The sequence below is a fragment of the Acetobacter sp. A11-2 genome (assembly GCF_040208445.1).
Classification (GTDB): domain Bacteria; phylum Pseudomonadota; class Alphaproteobacteria; order Acetobacterales; family Acetobacteraceae; genus Acetobacter; species Acetobacter oryzoeni.
In genome coordinates this window covers 2,749,316-2,769,630 of record NZ_CP157843.1, presented here as the reverse complement: position 1 = coordinate 2,769,630, position 20,315 = coordinate 2,749,316, and the positions used below count along the sequence as shown (strand labels likewise).

The 20,315-nt window shown below is 55.0% G+C and carries 17 protein-coding genes; 10 read left to right on the top strand and 7 right to left on the bottom strand.

What is annotated here, in order from left to right; translation table 11 throughout:
- The first annotated feature begins 197 nt into the window (after window positions 1-197).
- Together rpsA and ABNV41_RS13500 are read left to right on the top strand one after the other, a co-directional pair.
- Window positions 198-1,916, top strand: a complete 1,719-nt coding sequence (rpsA, locus tag ABNV41_RS13505) for a 30S ribosomal protein S1 (protein ID WP_042786349.1) — start codon at window positions 198-200, stop codon at window positions 1,914-1,916.
- A gap of 113 nt (window positions 1,917-2,029) precedes the next feature.
- Entirely contained in the window at window positions 2,030-3,382 is a 1,353-nt protein-coding gene (locus ABNV41_RS13500; RefSeq protein ID WP_349935114.1) for an L-dopachrome tautomerase-related protein, read from the top strand.
- A 20-nt stretch (window positions 3,383-3,402) separates the two neighbouring features.
- On the opposite strand, the gene rdgB is transcribed toward ABNV41_RS13500, so the two are convergent.
- Window positions 3,403-4,002 (bottom strand): RdgB/HAM1 family non-canonical purine NTP pyrophosphatase, encoded by a 600-nt coding sequence (gene rdgB / locus ABNV41_RS13495; RefSeq protein WP_050818986.1) that lies wholly within the window; start codon window positions 4,000-4,002, stop codon window positions 3,403-3,405.
- Window positions 3,999-4,733, bottom strand: coding sequence for a ribonuclease PH (gene rph / locus ABNV41_RS13490; protein ID WP_050818987.1), 735 nt, complete (start codon window positions 4,731-4,733; stop codon window positions 3,999-4,001). The genes rdgB and rph overlap by 4 nt, the downstream gene beginning before the upstream one ends.
- A 99-nt stretch (window positions 4,734-4,832) precedes the next feature.
- Here rph and hrcA point away from each other — a divergent pair, with 99 nt between their 5' ends.
- The 8 genes from hrcA to ABNV41_RS13450 all read left to right on the top strand — a co-directional run bounded on the left by hrcA (window position 4,833) and on the right by ABNV41_RS13450 (window position 14,366).
- The gene (hrcA, locus tag ABNV41_RS13485) at window positions 4,833-5,933 is read left to right on the top strand and encodes a heat-inducible transcriptional repressor HrcA (protein WP_012812285.1); all 1,101 of its coding nucleotides are present in this window, start codon (window positions 4,833-4,835) and stop codon (window positions 5,931-5,933) included.
- Between the two features lie 95 nt (window positions 5,934-6,028).
- A complete protein-coding gene (locus ABNV41_RS13480) occupies window positions 6,029-8,791 on the top strand; it encodes a penicillin-binding protein 1A (RefSeq protein WP_050818988.1) in 2,763 nt (920 codons plus the stop codon).
- A 57-nt stretch (window positions 8,792-8,848) separates the two neighbouring features.
- Window positions 8,849-9,980, top strand: a protein-coding gene (gene prfB, locus ABNV41_RS13475) for a peptide chain release factor 2 (protein ID WP_124296306.1) whose coding sequence is annotated in 2 segments (ribosomal slippage) — window positions 8,849-8,917 and window positions 8,919-9,980 — 1,131 coding nt in all. Because the reading frame shifts where the segments join, the coding sequence is not laid out codon by codon here.
- 341 nt (window positions 9,981-10,321) lie between these two features.
- Entirely contained in the window at window positions 10,322-11,071 is a 750-nt protein-coding gene (locus tag ABNV41_RS13470; protein ID WP_012812286.1) for an energy transducer TonB, read from the top strand.
- 106 nt (window positions 11,072-11,177) lie between these two features.
- Complete coding sequence (locus tag ABNV41_RS13465) at window positions 11,178-12,176, top strand: MotA/TolQ/ExbB proton channel family protein (protein ID WP_087651670.1); 999 nt, start codon at window positions 11,178-11,180, stop codon at window positions 12,174-12,176.
- Between the two features lie 33 nt (window positions 12,177-12,209).
- Window positions 12,210-12,629 carry a biopolymer transporter ExbD gene (locus ABNV41_RS13460; protein ID WP_003627566.1) on the top strand — a complete coding sequence of 140 codons (420 nt, stop codon included), beginning with the start codon at window positions 12,210-12,212 and terminating at the stop codon, window positions 12,627-12,629.
- A 54-nt stretch (window positions 12,630-12,683) separates the two neighbouring features.
- Entirely contained in the window at window positions 12,684-13,124 is a 441-nt protein-coding gene (locus tag ABNV41_RS13455) for a biopolymer transporter ExbD (RefSeq protein ID WP_012812288.1), read from the top strand.
- Window positions 13,125-13,136: 12 nt separating this feature from the next.
- Window positions 13,137-14,366 (top strand): tetratricopeptide repeat protein, encoded by a 1,230-nt coding sequence (locus ABNV41_RS13450; RefSeq protein ID WP_050818989.1) that lies wholly within the window; start codon window positions 13,137-13,139, stop codon window positions 14,364-14,366.
- 87 nt (window positions 14,367-14,453) lie between these two features.
- On the opposite strand, the gene rodA is transcribed toward ABNV41_RS13450, so the two are convergent.
- The 5 genes from rodA to ABNV41_RS13425 form a co-directional block, all read right to left on the bottom strand.
- Window positions 14,454-15,620 carry a rod shape-determining protein RodA gene (gene rodA, locus ABNV41_RS13445; RefSeq protein ID WP_050818990.1) on the bottom strand — a complete coding sequence of 389 codons (1,167 nt, stop codon included), beginning with the start codon at window positions 15,618-15,620 and terminating at the stop codon, window positions 14,454-14,456.
- Complete coding sequence (gene mrdA / locus ABNV41_RS13440) at window positions 15,617-17,545, bottom strand: penicillin-binding protein 2 (protein ID WP_003629851.1); 1,929 nt, start codon at window positions 17,543-17,545, stop codon at window positions 15,617-15,619. The genes rodA and mrdA overlap by 4 nt, the downstream gene beginning before the upstream one ends.
- A gap of 19 nt (window positions 17,546-17,564) precedes the next feature.
- The gene (locus ABNV41_RS13435; RefSeq protein WP_003629849.1) at window positions 17,565-18,128 is read right to left on the bottom strand and encodes a hypothetical protein; all 564 of its coding nucleotides are present in this window, start codon (window positions 18,126-18,128) and stop codon (window positions 17,565-17,567) included.
- Between the two features lie 4 nt (window positions 18,129-18,132).
- A complete protein-coding gene (mreC, locus tag ABNV41_RS13430) occupies window positions 18,133-19,047 on the bottom strand; it encodes a rod shape-determining protein MreC (protein WP_003629848.1) in 915 nt (304 codons plus the stop codon).
- Window positions 19,048-19,142: 95 nt separating this feature from the next.
- On the bottom strand, window positions 19,143-20,189 hold the full coding sequence (locus ABNV41_RS13425; protein WP_003629847.1) for a rod shape-determining protein: 1,047 nt from the start codon (window positions 20,187-20,189) through the stop codon (window positions 19,143-19,145).
- Window positions 20,190-20,315 lie beyond the last annotated feature (126 nt).

The window sequence follows — 20,315 nt, the reverse complement described above, 5'->3', positions numbered from 1 at the left end:
GCGGCCTGTACACAGTGTCTGTGCATGATCAAACACTGCGTACCATGCAGGTTTGTTTTTATTTTGATTTGAGGCTTGGCAAAAAGGCTACAGGGGATGGCCCCTATAGACATGCCAAGTAAGCCGTGCCGCATAATGCGGGGCGCAGGAATAGCTTGCTTGCCCACTGCAGGCGGGCCCAAGGTTAACAGTTACACATGGCTTCAGCCACAACCCAGACTGCGGACCATTTCCGCGGTGAAGATTTTGCAACCCTTCTGGACGAAACCCTTGGCCGGGACACGGGCTTTGATGGCTCCGTTGTTCGTGGCCGCGTTGTTCGTCTGACCGATGATTACGCTATCGTTGATGTCGGCCTGAAAAGCGAAGGCCGCGTTGCTCTGCGTGAATTTGCACCACAGGGTGTAAAGCCGGAAGTTAAGCCCGGCGATATCGTTGAACTGTATGTTGAACGGTATGAAGACCGCGATGGCAGCATTGTGCTTTCCCGTGAAAAGGCACGTCGTGAAGAAGCTTGGACAAGCCTGGAGAAGGCTTTCGAAGCCAATCACCGCGTCAACGGCACCATTTATGGCCGTGTGAAGGGTGGCTTCACGGTTGATCTGGGTGGCGCCATGGCGTTCCTGCCCGGCAGCCAAGTAGATATCCGCCCTGTGCGTGATGTTAGCCCGCTGATGGGTGTGCCCCAGCCTTTCCAGATTCTGAAAATGGATCGCGCTCGTGGCAACATCGTTGTGTCCCGTCGTGCCGTTCTGGAAGAAACGCGTGCTGAACAGCGCAGCGAACTGATCCAGGGCCTGACGGAAGGCATGATTCTGGATGGTGTGGTCAAGAACATCACCGATTACGGTGCGTTCGTTGATCTGGGCGGCGTTGACGGCCTGCTGCATGTGACCGACATTGCTTGGAAGCGCATCAACCATCCGTCCGAAGCTCTGCAGATCGGCCAGCCGGTGCGCGTGCAGGTTATCCGCTTCAACCCGGAAACGCAGCGTATCTCCCTTGGCATGAAGCAGCTTGAAGCTGATCCGTGGGAAAATGTTGCCCTGAAGTACCCGCCGGGTGCACGCTTCACGGGCCGCGTGACCAACATCACCGATTACGGCGCATTTGTTGAGCTGGAACCGGGCGTTGAAGGTCTGGTGCACGTGTCCGAAATGTCCTGGACGAAAAAGAACGTCCATCCGGGCAAGATCGTCGCAACTTCTCAGGAAGTGGACGTGATGGTTCTGGATGTGGACAGCGCCAAGCGCCGCATTTCTCTGGGCCTCAAGCAGGTTCAGCGCAACCCGTGGGAGCAGTTCGCGGAAGAGCACAAAGTTGGCTCCACCGTAGAAGGCGAAATCCGCAACATCACCGAGTTCGGTCTGTTCATCGGTCTGTCTGCAGATATCGACGGCATGGTTCACATGTCCGACCTGTCTTGGGACGAACCGGGCGAAGAAGCCATGAAGCACTACGAAAAGGGCCAGGTTGTCAAAGCCAAGGTTCTGGACGTGGATGTGGAAAAAGAACGTATCTCTCTGGGCATCAAGCAGCTTCAGGAAGATCCGGCAGCCGATGCGCTTGCCAGCGTTCAGAAGGGCTCCATCGTAACCTGCACCGTGACCGCTGTTCAGACGAACGGTATCGAAGTGAAGGTTGATGACGTTCTGACTGGCTTCATCCGTCGCGCTGAACTGGCCCGTGATAAGGCAGAACAGCGTCCGGAACGCTTTGCAGTTGGCGAACGCGTGGATGCGAAGATCATCTCTGTTGATCGTGCAGCCCGCAAGCTGGCCCTGACCATCAAGGGTCGTGAAGTGGAAGAAGACAAGCAGGCCATCAACGAATACGGCTCTGCTGATAGCGGCGCTTCCCTGGGTGATATCCTGGGTGCAGCTATCCGTCGTCGTAACACAGACGGCGAAGACTAATTGTTCAGCCATAAAGGGGCGGTCTGACTGCTCCTTTATGTTTTTTGAGCATTACGTTTTAAGAAAATGGCGTCGGTTTCCGGCGCCATTTTTTTGTGTTGCGCTGTGTTGTGATGAAAGGGCTGGGTAGAAAACACCCGGATATCTGCCAATCTGTGCCACACTGTGTTTCAGATTCATCAAAGAACTGGAGACACAACGGAATGGTGCGCCGGAACATAACGCTGAATCAGAAGCCATTTAGCCCCACACGTAGCTCCAAACTGGCGCGGCGGCATCTGCTTGTGGCTGGTGGTGCGGGGGTAGGTCTGGCGCTCGCCAAATCTGTGCGTGCTACTCCAATCGCTATTGTGCAAACCGGGGTGCATGGAGATCAGGGTTACGAATCTGCCGGATCATTCGAGATTGTGGCAGAGTTTTATGGGCCGGGGCCATCGGGCATTGTGGTGACGGATAATGGCCGTGTTTTTGTAGGCTTTCCACGGCATGCCATTAATCATAAAGGGGCTACGCTGGCGGAATTGGTGAATGGCCATCTTGTTCCGTGGCCAAGTGCTGTACTGAGCATGCCATCAGATGCCCCTCCGGCAGAACGTTTGCTTTCCATCCATGGCATGACACAGGACACGCGCGGTTTTATCTGGGCGATTGATGATGGCAAATTGGCCGGATTACCTTTGCAACCGGGTGCCGCAAAAATTGTCTGCTTTGATCCGGCTGCCAATAAGTTGGTGCGTTCTATCGTTCTAAAAGCTCCAGCTTTGTTGCCTGACAGCCATATGAATGATTTGCGGGTGGACCTTACGCATGGGGCGGAAGGAACTGTTTACGTAACCGATAGTTCCTTCGGCCACAGTCCGGCTTTGGTGGTGGTAGATATTGCTACAGGTCAGCAACGGCGCGTGTTGGGGAAACATCCCTCCATACAGGCAGAGGCTGGTTTTATGGCTGTGGTGGAAGGATTGCCGCTTAAATACGATCCTGCGCAAAAACCCAAATTTGTGACTGGCGGGGTAGATGGCATTACCTTGAGCCCGGATTCCAGCCGCGTATTTTATTCTCCTCTTACCAGTCGCCGCTTGTACAGCCTGCCTACGGCCGTATTGTCAGATATGTCAGCCTCAGAAAGTGCGTTGGCTGCCGCCATAAAGGATGAAGGAGAAAAAGGTGTGGCGGATGGTCTGGCAACAGATGCTCAAGGGCGCATTTACACCACCAATTTTGAGCATGATGCCATTTTTCGCCGCAATACGGATGGTTCCATGGACCTCATGGTACATGACCCGCGGATTCTTTCACCAGACGGTATTTTTTGCACACCCACTCATGTGTATTGCACACTGGGGCAGTGGAACCGTCTTGCGGGCTTTCATGATGGTAAGGATGAGCGCCAATCACCTTATTTGCTCATTCGCTTCCCCATTCAGGGGCCACCTGTCAGTTCCGCAGAACCGGCAGGTGGTTAGTGTGGTAGGCAGTTAGGCTTTTAGCTCAGGCACGCGTTTTTAAAGGCTTCAAAGGCGCGGGCGCGGTGGCTGATGGCGTTTTTTTCTGCATCAGCCATTTCAGCAAATGTGCGGGCTTCGCCTTCGGGGGCAAAAATCGGATCATATCCGTGGCCCTGTGTGCCTCGTGGCGGCCAAACAATCTGGCCATCTATGCGGCCTTCAAAGCTTTCCGTGCGGCCATCAGGCAAAGCCAGACACAGCACGCAAATAAACCATGCGTTGCGTTTGCCTTGCCCAATTTCTTTTTCAATACGCGCCATGGCCCCAGCAAAATCTTTGTTCGGGCCAGCCCAGCGCGCAGAATAAATGCCGGGTGCGCCATCCAGTGCGGCCACACATAGCCCAGAATCATCGGCTAGTGCGGGCAGGTTGGCGGCTTTGGCGGCGGCTAAGGCCTTAATGGCGGCATTGCCCGCAAAGGTGGTTGCTGTTTCTTCTGGCTCTGGCAAGTTTAACTCACCAGCAGAAACAACCTTGATGCCAAAATCAGCCAGCAGAGTGGCAAATTCTGCCAGCTTGCCAGCATTGTGCGTGGCAAGCACAAGGGTGCTGCCACGTTCCAGTTTTATGGCGTTCATGCGCGCTTTTTTTCTGCAGCTTCCACGGCAGCCATCTGGGCTTCAAACAGCTCGGTTACACCCTTGCGTGCAAGTGCAAACAGGTTGTCAAACGCATCTTCCGTAAATGGTGCGCTTTCTGCTGTGCCCTGAATTTCCACAATGCGACGGTCTGCTGTCAGCACAAAGTTGGTATCAGCAGAAGCCGAGCTATCTTCCACGTAATCCAGATCCAGCACAGCGCCTTCTGTTGTCAGCCCGCAGGAAACGGCAGCAACCTGCCCGCGCAGTGGCAGGCGTGGCAGTACATTGGTGGCGACCAGTTTGCCAAGAGCCAGACGCAACGCCACCCATGCGCCTGTAATGGAAGCGCAGCGCGTACCGCCATCAGCGTTCAGCACATCACAATCCAGCGTAATGCTCATTTCACCCAGAGCGTCCAGATCTGTGACGGCGCGGAGGGAGCGGCCAATAAGGCGCTGGATTTCCTGCGTGCGGCCAGATTGTTTGCCCTTGGCAGCTTCGCGGTTGCCGCGTGTGTGGGTGGCGCGGGGCAGCATGCCGTATTCAGCCGTAACCCAGCCTGTACCTTTGCCACGCAAAAAAGGCGGCACGCGGTTTTCTACGCTGGCAGTGCACAGTACTTCCGTGCCACCAACGCGAATAAGGGCAGAGCCTTCAGCGTGGTGGGCAAAGCCTGTTTCAATGGTAATGGGGCGCATCTGGTCTGGCTGGCGGCCTGAAGGGCGCATGGAAAGCTCCTTGGTAAAATAAGATGTCTGGCGCGTATGGTGCGCTTTTGTCGGCAGTAAAACTGCACGAATAAGGTATATAAAGGCTATCCGGGATTTATGGATATGCGAAGGAGCCCTTGTGTCATGAAGCGTGGTTTGCTGCCAGTAAAAGCTGCTCTGCCTCCGGGGCTGAATGCGCGGTCTGCGGCTATTCTGCGTGAAGTGGTGGAAGAATATGTAGCGAGCGGGGAACCCGTTGGCTCCCGCACGGTGTCTCACAGGCTTGGGCTGCCGCTTTCTCCGGCCACAATACGCAATATCATGGCATCCCTTACAGAAGCCGGGCTGCTGTTTTCCCCCCATACATCTGCCGGGCGGTTGCCTACAGAAAAAGGGTTGCGGCTGTTTGTAGATGGCCTGTTGCAGTTTGGCGCGCTCTCGGAAGAAGACCAGCGGGTCATCGGTCAATCGCTGGAGGCCAAAGGGCGCTCACTGCAAGATACGCTTACAGAGGCTTCATCTCTTTTGGCGGGCATGTCCGATGCAGCCGGGTTGGTGGTAGCGCCCAAAGGGGATGGTGGCATCAAGCACATTGAGTTTGTGGCGTTAGGCAGCAATCGCGCACTGGTTATTCTGGTGGGTGCAGATGGGCATGTTGAAAACCGTGTTATCGAAACACCGCCCGGTATGCCGCCTTCTGCCTTGGTGGAGGCTGCAAATTACCTGAATGCACGGGCCATGGGGGCATCTCTGCCAGATTTACGCACGCGCGTAAGCTCTGAAATGACGGAAGACCGAAGTATTCTGAATGGTCTTACAGCAGAGGTGGTGGAAAGCGGCCTTGCCATTTGGGATGGTGGCGGAGACGGGCTGGGGGGCACCCTGATTGTGCGCGGGCAATCTCGTTTATTGGCCGATGTAGATGGGCAGGACAGGCTGCTGGCCATTCAAACACTGTTTGACCGGCTGGAAGCGCAGGAAACCATGTTGCGCCTGTTGGAGTTGGTAGAGAACTCTGAAGGGGTGCGCATTTTTATTGGTGCAGAAAGCGGGTTGTTTGGGGCTACAGGTATGTCTGTTGTCATGGCGCCTGCCCGTAATGAGGCGAACCGGATAGTAGGGGCTATCGGGGTTATTGGCCCCACCCGTATCAATTATGGGCGTATTGTGCCGGTGGTGGATTATACAGCCCGCCTGCTAGGTGACATGTTGGGTTAGCACTGTTTGTAGATGTGGTCGGAATTCGGCCATGATTTTTATTACAATGCGCAAACAGGGCAGACGATTATGTGTGAGAATGGTAAAGGGCCTGTATGACAAGCGCTCCGTCTTCTGGTGATCAGGGTTCATCTTCCAGCCATTCTCAGGGCAGGTCTCCGCAAAATCGCAGGCCCGATCTACGCCGCCCGCGCTTTCGCCAATGGCGGAAGGTGCTTGGGGCAACGGCTGCGTTGGCGTTGGTTGGCACCACGGGTGCTGTGGTTCTGCTGTGGTCCCAATACGAAGGGATTGTGGCGGATCTGCCTACGGTAGAGGGCTTGCGCTCCTACCAGCCGCCAGTCATGAGCCGCCTTTATGCCGGAGATGATCAGCTTATTGCCGAACTGGCGAATGAGCGGCGTATCTTTGTGCCTATTAGTGCCGTGCCCGATAAGGTCAAAAATGCATTTGTGGCGGCAGAAGACCAGAAATTCTGGACACACAAAGGGGTGGACCCAGTTGCTATTGCGCGTGCTGGCCTTACGGATTTAACGCGCGGCAAAGGCAAGCGGCCTATTGGGGCATCCACCATCACGCAGCAGGTGGCGCGTATCATGCTGCTGGGCAGCAACGCGGTATCTTTCCGGCGTAAGGCTAAGGAAGCCTTTTTGGCCATGCGGGTGGAGCAGGTTCTGCCCAAAGACAAGATTCTGGAAATCTACCTGAACGAAATTTATCTGGGCAGCGGCGCATATGGTATTGCCGCAGCATCCCAGACCTATTTCAACAAGCCGCTTGATCAACTGGATGATGCAGAGGCCGCATTTTTGGCGGCGCTGCCTAAATCTCCCACTAATTATAACCCTGTACGCTTCCCCGATGCAGCTCGAGGGCGCAGAAACTGGGTGCTGGAACGTATGGCCGATATTGGGGCCATTACGCATGATGCCGCGCGCGTAGCAGAAGCCCAGCCGTTGACCACCCGCAGCTTTACGCGCCCCGGCCCGGCACCGGGCGCAGAATGGTTTGCGGAAGAAGTGCGCCGCGAACTGATGGAGCGTTACGGCCAAGACGTGACTATGCAGGGCGGGTTGGATGTTCACACCAGTTTGGATCTGCCGCTCCAGCGCAATGCTCAGGATATTTTGCGCCAAGGGCTGATGGCGTATGATCGGGCACATCGTGGCTGGCGTGGGCCAGTGCATCATCTTTCCGATATCGGGTCATCCTCTTCTACAGCAGAATGGGTACAGGCCTTACAGGGTGTTCCGGTGCCTGCGGGTATGCTTGACCAGTGGCGTTTGGCTGTTGTGCTGGATGCAAAAGGGCCGGTGGGCTGGCTTGAAGGCAGCGTCGTGCGGCGGAACAATGCGTCCCAAAGTGGAGGCGAGCCTCGTACAGGTATCGTACAGGCCAAAGATATGGCATGGGCACGACGCTTTAAGCCATTGCGTGCCGGTGATGTGGTGATGGTGCAACCGCAGGCCGAAGGTGGGCACGTTGCCCTCATGCAGGTGCCTGTAGTGGAAGGCGCCATTGTAACCATGAATGCACGTACAGGCCGGGTTCTGGCTCTTGTGGGTGGGTGGTCTTTTCAGGCTTCGCAGTTTGATCGTGCAACACAGGCGCTGCGTCAGCCGGGGTCTTCTTTCAAGCCATTTGTTTATCTGGATGCTATGGAGCAGGGGATTTCCCCTTCCCAGAAGTTTGACGATTCCCCTGTTTCTTACGGAGCATGGCACCCCAATAACTATGAAAAAGATTTTTGGGGCCCCACCACTCTGCATGATGCCCTGCGTGAATCGCGCAATCTGGTTACCATTCGCTTGGCGGCCCATCTGGGCATGAAAACCGTGGCGGATATGGCAACCAACCTTGGGTTGGTGGATTCCATGCCGCATGTGCTCCCCGCAGCATTGGGGGCCGTAGAAACCACAGTGCTGAAGGAAGCCGGAGCCTATGCCTCGCTTGCGGCAGGTGGGCGTAAGGTGACGCCAACACTGGTGGACGATGTGCAGGACCGTGAAGGCCACGTTATCTGGCGGCCGGAGGGGCTGGCGTTGACCACAGCTTCCGCACAACCTGATACGAACACCAATGGTGGGCAAGCGGCAGACCAACCAGCGGCTGATGCCGTGTTCCCCGATGCACCATCGGATCAGAAACCCGCGGATGCAGGAAAACCGGCACCAGCACCGGCTTCTGTAGAGCAGCCCATTGTCATGCCGGGGCAGAATGATGTGCCTGCCTTGCATGATAGCCGGCAGCAAGTGGCATCCGCCCAAAGTGCGTTCCAGATTACCACCATGTTGCAGGATGTTATCCGGCGCGGCACAGGTGTGCGAGCTGGAACGGGTATAGATGTGCCGATTGCGGGCAAAACTGGCACCAGCCAGAATTTTAATGATGCATGGTTTGCTGGATACACCCCAGATATCGTAACTGTTGTGTGGATCGGGTTTGATACGCCTCAGTCCCTCGGTAAAAACGAAACCGGGGGCGCTATTGCTGGCCCCTTGTGGAACAAGGTGATGAAAACCGCCTTGGATGGTTATCCACGGCAGGATTTTGTGCCACCCGCGGGCATTACACTTGTGCAGTATGATACGGGCAGGGGCGTGGCCATAGATGCCTTTAAGGAAGGGCAGGTGCCGGGGCTGAGTGCAAACCTTTCAAGCAACGTAAACCCACAGGAACTGACAGCCGCAGATACAGGTGCTGAAAACATGCCTGATTCTGAAAGTGATATGGCTGCTGAAGGTTCTGGAGGCGGCCAATCTGGAGAGCATGCTCCTTCCGGTAATGGTGGTTCGTCTGGTTCTGCAGCACCTTCTGCACCAGCCGGGGGTGACATTGGTATGGGTGGCCTTTATTGAGGGCCAACACCACATTGTCTTTTTTGACATGATAGAAAAATATGGAGAATCGGCCTGATGTCTGCCGAGACTGAAGCCCTTAACGACCAGATCAAGCAGTCAGTGGCACTGCTGAGGAGGCATCTTTAACTGGGATGTCGCCCAGGAAAGACTCGCTGAACTGAATAATCGGGCAGAAGATCCCGATCTGTGGAATGATTCAGACGCTGCGCAAAAAATGATGCGTGAGCGCACCCTTCTGGCCAACCAGATTGAAGGTGTGGAAGCGCTTGAAACCAATGTGCGCGACACCAGCGAACTGATTGAACTGGCAGAAGCTGAAGGAGATGCAGATTTAGTGGCCGAAGGTATGGCCACGCTGCGTGATCTGGCGGAAGAAGCCAAACGGCGTGAAACAGAAAGCCTGCTTTCTGGGGAAGCAGACAGCAATGACTGCTACCTGGAAGTGAACGCAGGTGCCGGGGGTACGGAAGCGCAAGATTGGACAGAAATGCTGCTGCGTATGTACACCCGCTGGGCAGAGGCGCATGGCTACAAGGTCACGCTGATGGAAAGCTCGGAAGGGGAACAGGCGGGCCTGAAATCTGCTACCATTCTTGTTTCCGGCCCCAATGCCTATGGCTGGCTGAAAACAGAAGCGGGTGTGCATCGCCTAGTGCGTATTTCACCGTTTGATGCCGCAGCGCGCCGCCAGACATCCTTTGCATCTGTTTGGGTGTATCCCGTTATTGATGATTCCATTGAAATCGAAATCAATGACGCAGACCTGAAGGTAGATACCTTTAGGGCATCTGGTGCTGGTGGGCAGCACGTTAACAAAACGGATTCCGCTATCCGTATTACGCATATGCCCACAGGCATTGTTGTGGCCTGTCAGACAGATCGTTCTCAGCACCGTAACCGTGCAACGGCCATGCAGATGCTGCGTGCACGTTTGTACGAGGCAGAGTTGCAGAAGCGCGAAGCCGAGGCCGCAGCGGCAGAAGCTGCCAAAACGGATATCGGCTGGGGGCATCAGATCCGCTCTTACGTGCTTGCGCCTTACCAGATGGTCAAGGATTTGCGCACAGGGGTAGAAACCGGCAACCCGGATGCGGTGTTGGATGGTGATCTGGATGCCTTTATGGCAGCCGCGCTCGCCATGCGGGTAGGGGCGACGCGATCTGAGGCGAGTGCTTCAGCCCAGTAAGAGTTTATTCCTAAATCGAAACAAAAATACAAAAAAGCAGGTTCCATTTCGGGCCTGCTTTTTTGTTGTGAGAACGGGCATCATGAAACAGAAAAACGCTGATAAAGCTTAGAAAATTCAGTGTTAGAGTGATTTTGTTCCTACGCCAGAACAGATTGTCTTTGTGAAAGAAAATGTGAAATTAACAGAACATTCTTGACAGAAAGCCTCTCAGATTGCCCAATCGAAAGTCGGGAAAGGTTACCTGTATGGCAGAACAGCAATCTGCTATTGTCATACCAAGGTAAACAGGCTCCGGTAACGCCCTGTGTATCAAGGGTAAGACGATAGCATCCGTTGCGATGCAGGGTGACAAAGGAGGACGTGCAAATATGAATGACTACGAGCAACAGCCGGGCTCGGTGAAATATACGTTCCGGGTAGGGGCTGTTGTCAGTGTTGTTGCCCTGTTGGTGGTTGTCGCGCTGCATCTTATGGGCGTGCTGGGGCTGATGTACGGTATGGGAACCACGGCAAGTGTTCCTGTTACACATCCGCCTATCAAAACAGTTATGTTGCCACCCCCGCCGCCACCTCCTCCACCGCCGCCACCCCCGCCCCCACCACCGGTTATGGCTGTGCCGCCGCCGCCATACATTCCGCCGCCCAAGATCAAGGTGCCGCCGCCGCCCAAGCCGCCCATCAAGCACGTGGCCAAGGCGCCGCCTAAGCATCCAACACCGCCGCAGACCAAAACGGCAGCAGCGCCGCCAGCAACATCTGCGCCAAGCAGTGCGGCAGCAGCCGGAGATGGCACAACAGATGCACCAGATACGTCTGCTGGTTCTGCACCGCTAAATAACGTGCAGCCGGTCTATCCCCCAGAAATGGAGGAAGACAACATTGAAGGCCGCGTGACTTTGATTTGCGATGTGGAAGCTTCCGGCATGACCAGTAACTGCCATGTGCAGTCGGTCTCTGGTGGTCAGGCCTTTGCCCAGTCTGCGTTGGATTACGTGCACAAGGCCCGTTATCGTCCGGCCACGCGCAATGGCGCACCGGTGAAGGAACTGCACAAGGTCTATGTCATCCGATTTAGGTTGGATGACTAAAACGGGGTCAGTTTTCATACTGGCCAGTAGTACAAATATGGATTGCCCGATCTGTTTGCGTAACAGGGTAGCGGATCGGGCCCTGATGATGAGGATTATGAGGAAGATGACCAGACTGCCCCGTTCTTTTGTGTCAGGTCTTGCGGCTCCGGCTCTGGCGCTGCTGATGAGCACTGCAGCCCCAGTAGCGGCTTTTGCGCAGGATGCCGCGCCCGCAGCCACGGCCCCGGCTCCTGATGCGGCGCCATCTTCCGCACCGGCACCTGCCGCCACACCGGATGCAGCCCCAGCCCCTGCGGCGCCAGAAGCGCCTGCACCTGCTGCCAGCGCCCCGGCCGAACAGGCGCCACCTGCGGCAGACACCAAGGAAGAAGCCAACCCCTACGGTCTGGGTGCTCTGTGGTCCAATGGCGATATCATTGCCCGCGGCGTGCTGCTGATCATGCTCACCATGTCCCTGGGCACATGGTATATCATGATCATCAAGTTCATCGAGCAGGCCCGCCTGTTCGCCGCTGCCAAGGAAGCCACCAAAAGCTTCTGGACCAAGCACAGCATCCAGGAAGGTGCTTCCGCACTCACCTCCACCTCTCCGTTCCGCTACATCGCCGATACCGGTATCGTGGCTGCCGAACACCATGAAGGCACGATGCAGGAAAGCATTGACCTGCATAGCTGGACGGGCATGTCCATCCAGCGCGCGGTCAACAACATCCAGAACAGCCTGCAAAAGGGTCTGGCCTTTCTGGGCACCGTGGGCTCCACCTCTCCGTTCATCGGTCTGTTCGGCACGGTGTGGGGGATCTACCACGCGCTGACAGCCATCGGCATTGCCGGTCAGGCTTCCATCGACAAGGTGGCAGGTCCTGTGGGTGAATCCCTGATCATGACGGCCATTGGTCTGGCCACCGCTGTGCCGGCCGTTCTGGGCTACAACCTGCTGGTGCGCCGCAACAAGACGGCCATGGACCTGGTGCGTGACTTTGCCGCTGACCTGCAGTCCATCCTCATCGGTGGCGTGCGTCATGGGGCTGCGGTGGATCAGATTGTGGTGCGCCCCGATAACTCCCCCACCACGGCCACGGTTTCCAACCGCGTCGGCTAATCAACGGGTCAGGTCAAGGCAAGGAGAACGCTTATGGGCATGCAGGTTGGCGATAGCGGCGGGGAAGACGACGTCGTCTCCGCCATCAACACCACACCGCTTGTGGATGTGATGCTGGTGCTGCTGATCATCTTTCTGATCACCATTCCGGTGGCGACACATACCGTGAAGGTGCAGCTGCCCAAGGACATGAACCAGCCAACCCAGACCAAGCTGAGCAATGTGGTTCTGGCAGTCACGGCGGATGGTCAGACCTTCTGGGATGAAACGCCGATCAAAGACCGGGCCGATCTTCTGGCCCGGCTGGAGAAGGCGGCGGTGCAAAAGCCCCAGCCGCAGATCCAGATCCGCGGAGATGTGACCACACGCTATGAGAGTGTGGGCCGTCTGGTGGCGACGTGTCAGGAAGCGGGCATCAGCCATATCGATTTCATTACGGAAAAGCCGAAATAGGCAGGGGCGGGTGGCGCAGCACGCCACCCCATCCTGTGGGGGAGAGCACAGGCCATGGGCATGAATGTTGGCTCCGAGAGCACAACGGAAGATGAAGGCATTGTTGATATCAACACCACGCCGCTGATTGACGTGATGCTGGTGTTGCTGATCATGCTGATCATCACCATCCCGTTGCAGACGCAGGCGGTCTCGATTGATCTGCCGCAGGGCAACCCGCCGCCCAGCACGGAGGAAACACCTGTGGTGACACTGGTTGTGGACTTTGACAACTCGCTGACCTGGAATGGCCAGCCCATCAATGGCGAGGCCGATCTGCAGGCGCATCTGCGTGAGATCGCCAGCGGGCCAGAGGCTTCCCGCCCGGAGTTCCACCTCCAGCCCAACCGTCTGGCTGACTACAAGACCGTCATCCACGTCATGGCCGACGCACAGCGCCTCGGCGTCACAAAACTCGGAATCGTCGGACAGGAACAGTTCGCTGACGGTAAGTGAGGATTTTTGAGAATGGCTTCTCGTTTTTTACGTACCCTTTTTTGTGCAACAACAGCATGGGTTGTGATGCAACCCGTTGCACATGCGGCAGATGAACTCGGCCAACAGGTTGGGACAGAACTGGAAGCCGCGCAGTCTGCTCTGGCAGCACATAATTATGCCAAGGCAATGGATGCAGTAAACGCTGCGGATGCCGTAAAAAGCAAAACAGATTACGAAGATTATACCATTGCGCAGATGCGCGCAGCGGTGGCCACGCAGGCTGGTAATCTTTCTGCCGCAACAGCGGCTTATGATAAGCTGATTGCTTCCTCGCGCACGCCGCAGGCCATGAAAAATCAGATGCTGAAGTCTGAGGCAACCATGGCTTATACAGCCAAGGATTACCCCAAAGCTATTGCCAATATTCAGCGTTACCTAAAAGCTGCCGGGTCTGACCCCCAGATGGAAACGTTGCTGGCACAATCCTACTATCTGCAGAAGGATTACCCCAACACCATCAAGGTGGTGAAGCAGCAGGCTGATGCCACCATAAAGGCTGGTAAAACACCAACAGAATCTGAACTGCAAATGCTTGCGGCCAGTGCGACGGCTCTAAAAGATTCTGCGGCCACAACCCACGCGTATGTTTTGCTGGCAACCTATTACCCCAAAAAGGAATACTGGGCGCTTTTGCTGCATGAACTGGTTGTAAACACCAAAATTCCGGCATCCTTGCAACTGGATGTTTATCGTATCCGCTTGGCCGTTGGGGATGTTTCCCAAGCGCGTGACTTTATGGATATGACGGAAATTGCCGTGCAGCAGAACACGCCGCAACTGGCGCTAGACTTGATGAATCAGGGCTATCAATCGGGCGTGCTGGGGCAGGGGGCAGAAGCGCCACGTCAGGCCCGTTTGAAGGCTATGGTTGAAAAGGCTGTCGCTTCCAAAAAGGCTTCTATTGCAGCAGATGAACAGGCAGCTACTTCCGCCAGCAATGGGGATGATTTGCTGACGGTTGGGTACAATTACGTTACTTTCGGGCAGACTGATAAAGGTCTGCAACTTATGCAGCAGGCTATCAGCAAGGGCGTAAGTGACGTGAATATCGCACGCCTGCATTTGGGGCTGGCAGAGCTTTATGCTGGCCATAAGGATCAGGCTCTGGCTGCTCTGCGTAGCGTTGAAGGAGACAACGGTGCGCATGATATTGCACAGCTTTGGATCTTGCGTGTAACGCAGCCTGCTAGTGCTAAATAATCACGACCGTAAAATAATTTAAAAAAGGCCGCTCTCAATATCAGAGCGGCCTTTTTTATAAGGAAGGAACTTACGGGAACAGAAGTATCAGATACGCTCTTTGTTGGCGTCTTCTTCGTCTTCATCATCGACAGAATCACGATGAACCCAGGTAGAAAGTAGCAGCCCAAACCCCAGCATAACATTCAGCATGGCAGAGCCACCGTAAGAGACCAATGGCAAAGGCACACCGCCCACAGGGATAGCCCCCATCACCATGGAAAGATTTACCAAGCAGTAAAAAAAGAAGTTCATGCTGATGCCAAGGGCAATAAGGCGGCCAAAGCGATTACGGCACCGGATAGCCATGATCATGCCGCCCAGAATGATCATGAGCAGCAGCCCGATAACAGCAGCAGCGCCTACAAAGCCCCATTCTTCGGCAATCATTGTAAAAATGAAGTCTGTCTGTTTTTCGGGCAGGAAGTTTAATTGCCCCTGTGATCCATGCAGGTAGCCCTGCCCCCACATACCGCCAGAACCAAGTGCAATTTTGGACTGGATAATATTGTAGCCCGCTCCCAGTGGATCATTTTCAGGGTGCAAAAAGGTGGTTATGCGCGCACGCTGGTAATCATGCAGATGGTTATATGCAAACTTGATAAGCGAAGGCACGGGAAGCAAAAGCAGCACAATTTGCCAAAGGCGCATTCCGGCAGCAAAAAATAGCGATGCCCCAATACCCCCAATAATGACAGCCGTGCCAAGGTTAGGTTCTTTGAGAACAAGGCCAACAGGCACAAGCACGATAAGAGCTGGTGGTATTAACCACAAAGGGTTGCCCATTCGGGCATAGCTTATGCGGGAAAACCATGCAGAAAGAGCCAAAACCAACGCAATTTTGGCGAATTCTGAGGGTTGAACCTGTAATCCACCTATAATCAACCAACGTTCTGCGCCTTTACCCACATGGCCCATGCGCAACACCGCTACCAGCAGTATGAGTGAGAGCACATACATGGGTGCTGCTGCATGTATAAGCATGCGTGGCGGCAACATGGCGATGGTAATCATCATCACCAAACCCACAGCAAAGCGTGCAGCTTGCGGGGCGGCAAACGGATAGGGTGTGCCACCCCCGGCAGAATAGAGCGTAACGTAACCAACGCCAGCCAATGTGCAGATCAGCAGAATGTAAAGCCAACTGATACGCCATAGCTTGGACATAAGGCGGAAGCTGGGTTCTGCTCTGAGCAGCCGTTTATGAAACTTCATGGATCACTTACCAGGCTGCTTGCATCAGCTACACTTTCTGGCGGCGGCGTGGTGTGTGTTACCGGGTCACGCAGCAAAGTATCGCGCATGATGGTACGAGCCAGCGGGGCAGCAGCATCTGCACCGGCGTTACCGTGTTCGATCACAACAGAAACGGCATAACGTGGGGAATCGTACGGGGCGAAGCAGATAAACAATGCATGTGGCCGATATTCCCACGGCAGATTGGCGGAGTTAAAATGCCCGCTTTCACGCAATGCGCGGGAAACACGCCGCACCTGTGCCGAACCCGTTTTGCCAGCCATGGTAATGCCGGGTAGGTCTAACCGTGCCTTGGGGGCTGTTCCATGGGGTTCATTAATAACGGCAAACATGCCAGAGCGCAGGGCTGCCAAATATCTGTCTGGCATATCAAGGGTGGGCCAGTGGTCTGGTTGTACTTGCTTGCCAATTTCTCCGTTAATGGCACGCACAAGATGGGGCTGTACGGCCCGGCCAGAGGCAATACGGGCTGTATAGGTAGCCAGTTGTAGTGGCGTAACCTGTACAAACCCCTGCCCAATGCCGCTTACAATTGTATCCCCACCATTCCAGTGATGGTGGTGAGCCTGCCGCCATGCCGGAGTAGGAATCAGGCCTGTGCGGGTGTGGGGCAGCTCAATATCCAACTGCGTGCCAAGGCCGAATTTATGTGCCGTGGCTGCAATGCGTTCCATGCCGATACGGCGTGCGACCTCATAAAAATAAACGTCGCAGGAATATTTAAGGGCCAGATGCAGATCAACAGACCCATGGCCCCATCGAGACCAGCAGTGAAAACGTGTGCCACCTACATCTAGGTGACCGGGACAGAAAAAACGATCTGTGGGGGAAACAAGGCCAGATTCCAAAGCCGCCATTGCCACGGCAGGCTTGAAAGTAGAACCCGGTGGATACACCCCCGCCACGGCTTTGTTGATAAGGGGCGTGCGCTGGTTGTTTGTCCACTCAATCCACTGCGCGTGGCTTACACCGCTATCAAATAGTGAGGGATCAAACGAAGGCGTGCTGACCATGGCAAGTACTTCGCCATTCTGGCAGTCCATCACCACGGCAGAGGCTGTTTGATCTCCTATGGCGTTCAGCACTTTTTGCTGGAGCGCGCGATCTATGGTCAGGCTGATTTCTTCACCTGGCACGCCTTCTTCGCGGTTTAGTTCAGACATCACACGCCCAACGGCGTTGACCTCCATTTCCACAGATCCAGCTGTGCCGCGTAGATTGTCATCCTGACTTTGCTCAATACCTGCGCGGCCTACGCGCATACCTGGCAGAGCCAGCAAGGCAGAGCGAGCCACATCTTTCTCATTAGGCGGGGCGACATAGCCGATAATGTGGGCAAGCAATTCGCCTTCCGGGTAAACGCGGCGTGTGCCCACATCAATCAACACACCGGGGAGAGAGGGCGCGTTGAGTTCAATGCGCGCCATTTCATCCCACGAGAGAAAATCGCGCAGCATGACGGGCACGAAGCGTCGTTGATGCCGCATTTCACGCGCGATTCGTGTGCGGTCACGTTCATCTAGCGGAATAATGCTGGAAAACCGTTCAATCGTGCCCGTCACATCTGTGGTTTCTTCGGGCATTAAAAGGGCGCGCCAGTTTTCCTTGTTATTGGCAAGGGCAACGCCGTAGCGATCTACAATACGCCCACGCGGCGGGGCCAGAAGGCGCTTGCTGATACGGTTTTTGGCAGCCATGCGAGCATAATGGTCGCCATCTTCTATCTGGATTTTATACAGGCGGCGACCTAACTCCCCCAAAGCCACAGTCTGGACAGCCATAAACAGCAGCGCCCGGCGTGTAAAAACGCCACGGGCGGGGTCTTTCTGTTCACGAACAGGTAGAAAACGCCGGTTTTCTTTCTTGCGCCGCTTCAGCCACATAAGAAGCTTTCATGCCTGTTCATGCGGATTCCTTTTCATCCAGAATATGCAGGAACCATGAGAAGGTGGCGGAAAGCAACGGATAAACCCCTATGCACAGCAGTGCTTCAAAAAAGGCAGGCGCCGGATCAAGGCCGTGTAGCCGGAACAAACATGCCAACGCCCATTGCAGAAAAGAAGCGGCTCCACCTATCAGACCATAAAGGAACCATACTACTAAAAAATTCATGCGCATGAGCCCAAACCGGGCATAGGTGCTGATTCCGTACACCAGAAGCAGAATAAATGAGCTGACGCCCAAAGGTGTAAAGCCAACCAGATCCATAAACAGGCCAAGCAAGAACGGTGCCAGAGCAGGCATGCCCGTAGGCCGCCAAACAGACCAGAAAAATACCGAGCCAATAACAATGGCGGAAAGCAGTTCGGCAGAACCGGGAATGGCAAGGGGGGCCGAAAAAAAGATAATAACCAGAACAATAAAAGCCGATGGCAGCAAATGGCGCGCTGTGCGGTCCAGCTTCTGGCCAAGCGTTAGGCGTGGTTCAAGATCTGGGTCCCATGATGGGGGTGAGGGATCGGACATCAGGTTACCCTTCCTGCCCTTGTCCCAGAAGTGTTTTGAACGGCAATGCTAATGGCCTATGCGGGCGGGTAAGTGGCACGTGGCCCGGTGCATCAGGTGGTTCAATTTCAGATTGTCCAAAATCAAACACGCGTAGCATGGTCAATTTATCCAGTTGCACAAAGGGCTGCACAACCGGTTGTCCGGGGTGCAGATAATGTACCGTGCCAATAGGCAGCCCCATGGGGAAGGCGCCCGCCTGATCACTGGTGACAACACGCTCCCCTTCAATGGGGCGTGAATCCTGCGGGTAATACATCAACCTTGGCATGGGGGAGTTGTCGCCTGCCATTATGGCCGTGGCATGGCTGGATTCCAGCTCAATGGGGAGGCGGCTGGCAATATCGGTTATTAACAAGACGCGTGCTGCATGAGGGCCAACTTCGGTAACCCGTCCTGCCAGACCATTTGTTGCCAAAGCCACATTGCCAACATGCACACCACTGGTGGTGCCAGCTACAAGCAACACAGCACGGGCATACATGCCGCCACTATCTGCCACCACCCGGCCTGTTACAAAGGCCGGGGTAGGTTCTGGCACCCAATGCAGCTCAGTTTTCAGGTTATCATTTTCCCGCGCGAGGGAGACAGCCACATCATACCAACGGCGCAACTTGGCGTTTTCGGTTTGGAGCTTGGCGTTTTCTTCAGCCAAATGCCGGGCGTCTTTCACGCCCTGCACAAGGTGGCTGACATCTGTTTGCGTATGAGCAATAAGCCCCCACAAAGGGGCTAAGGCATCTGCTACATACATGCGGGCCGTATCAGCCAGCCTTCTATCGGCTTGTCCAGCAATAATAATCCCAACAGACAATAGCAGCAGCACTGGCAAAACCAGTTTGCCAAGAGCTTGTCTTACCTGGATGGAAACCGGGATCATGAAAGCCGGGAACCCCAATTAGAGGGAAGGAAAGCGGAAGGCATGCCCGTTTGCATTCTGGCGCCGGATTACAGCCAGATAGCTGGTGCCTTGGGTTAATACATTGTTGTCAGCACGTTGCGCAGACGTTTCATTTCTTCCAAGGCACGGCCTGTGCCCAAAGCTACGCAGGAAAGTGCATCTTCAGCTACTGTAACTGGCAGGCCTGTTGCAAGGCGAAGTACATCGCTTAGCCGGTAGAGCAACGCGCCACCGCCGGTAAGAACAATGCCTTTATCAACAATATCGGCAGCAAGTTCTGGTGGGGTGTTTTCCAGCGCAGTTGTTACGGCATCCACAATCTGGCTTACGGGCTCCATAAGGCTTTCCGCAATTTGGGCTTGTGAAACCTGCACTTCACGCGGGACACCGTTAATCAGATCACGCCCTTTAACATCTTGCCACGGGCCGTTTTCATACGGTTCATCCGGCATCATGGCGGAGCCAAGGCTGATTTTGATACGCTCTGCTGAGCTTTCACCAATCAACAAGCTGTGGGTGCGACGAATATAGGAGATAATGGCTTCATCCATTTTATCTCCGCCTACGCGTACGGAACGTGCATACACAATACCGCCGAGGGAGATAACGGCCACTTCTGTGGTACCGCCGCCAATATCTACAATCATGCTGCCAGAAGGCTCTGTAACCGGCAGGCCAGCACCTATAGCGGCTGCCATGGGCTCTTCAATCAGGAACACACGCCGCGCTCCGGCACTTTCTGCGCTTTCCTGAATGGCGCGGCGTTCCACAGCAGTGGAGCCGGAGGGCACGCATACAATAATCTGGGGGCTGGCAAAGGCGCGGCGATTATGAACCTTGCGGATGAAATGTTTGATCATTTCTTCCGCCACTTCAAAATCAGCAATCACGCCATCACGCATGGGACGAATGGCCGTAATATTACCCGGTGTACGGCCAACCATCTGCTTGGCTTCTTCCCCTACGGCAAGAAGCTGCTTTTTTCCTCGTATATCTGCAATAGCCACAACAGACGGTTCGTTCAGAACGATACCCCGTCCTTTTACGTAAACAAGGGTGTTGGCAGTACCCAGGTCAATAGCCATGTCGGCAGACATGAGACCGAGCAGACGAGAAAACATCCAGGACTCCTGGTTGAAGCGGGCACCATACAACAGAGGACGAGAAAGCCGGGCACGCTAACCTGCCCCTGCTGCTTTGGAAATATGTGAGCAGGAATTACCGGTGCGTAACGAGGCAGACAAGAC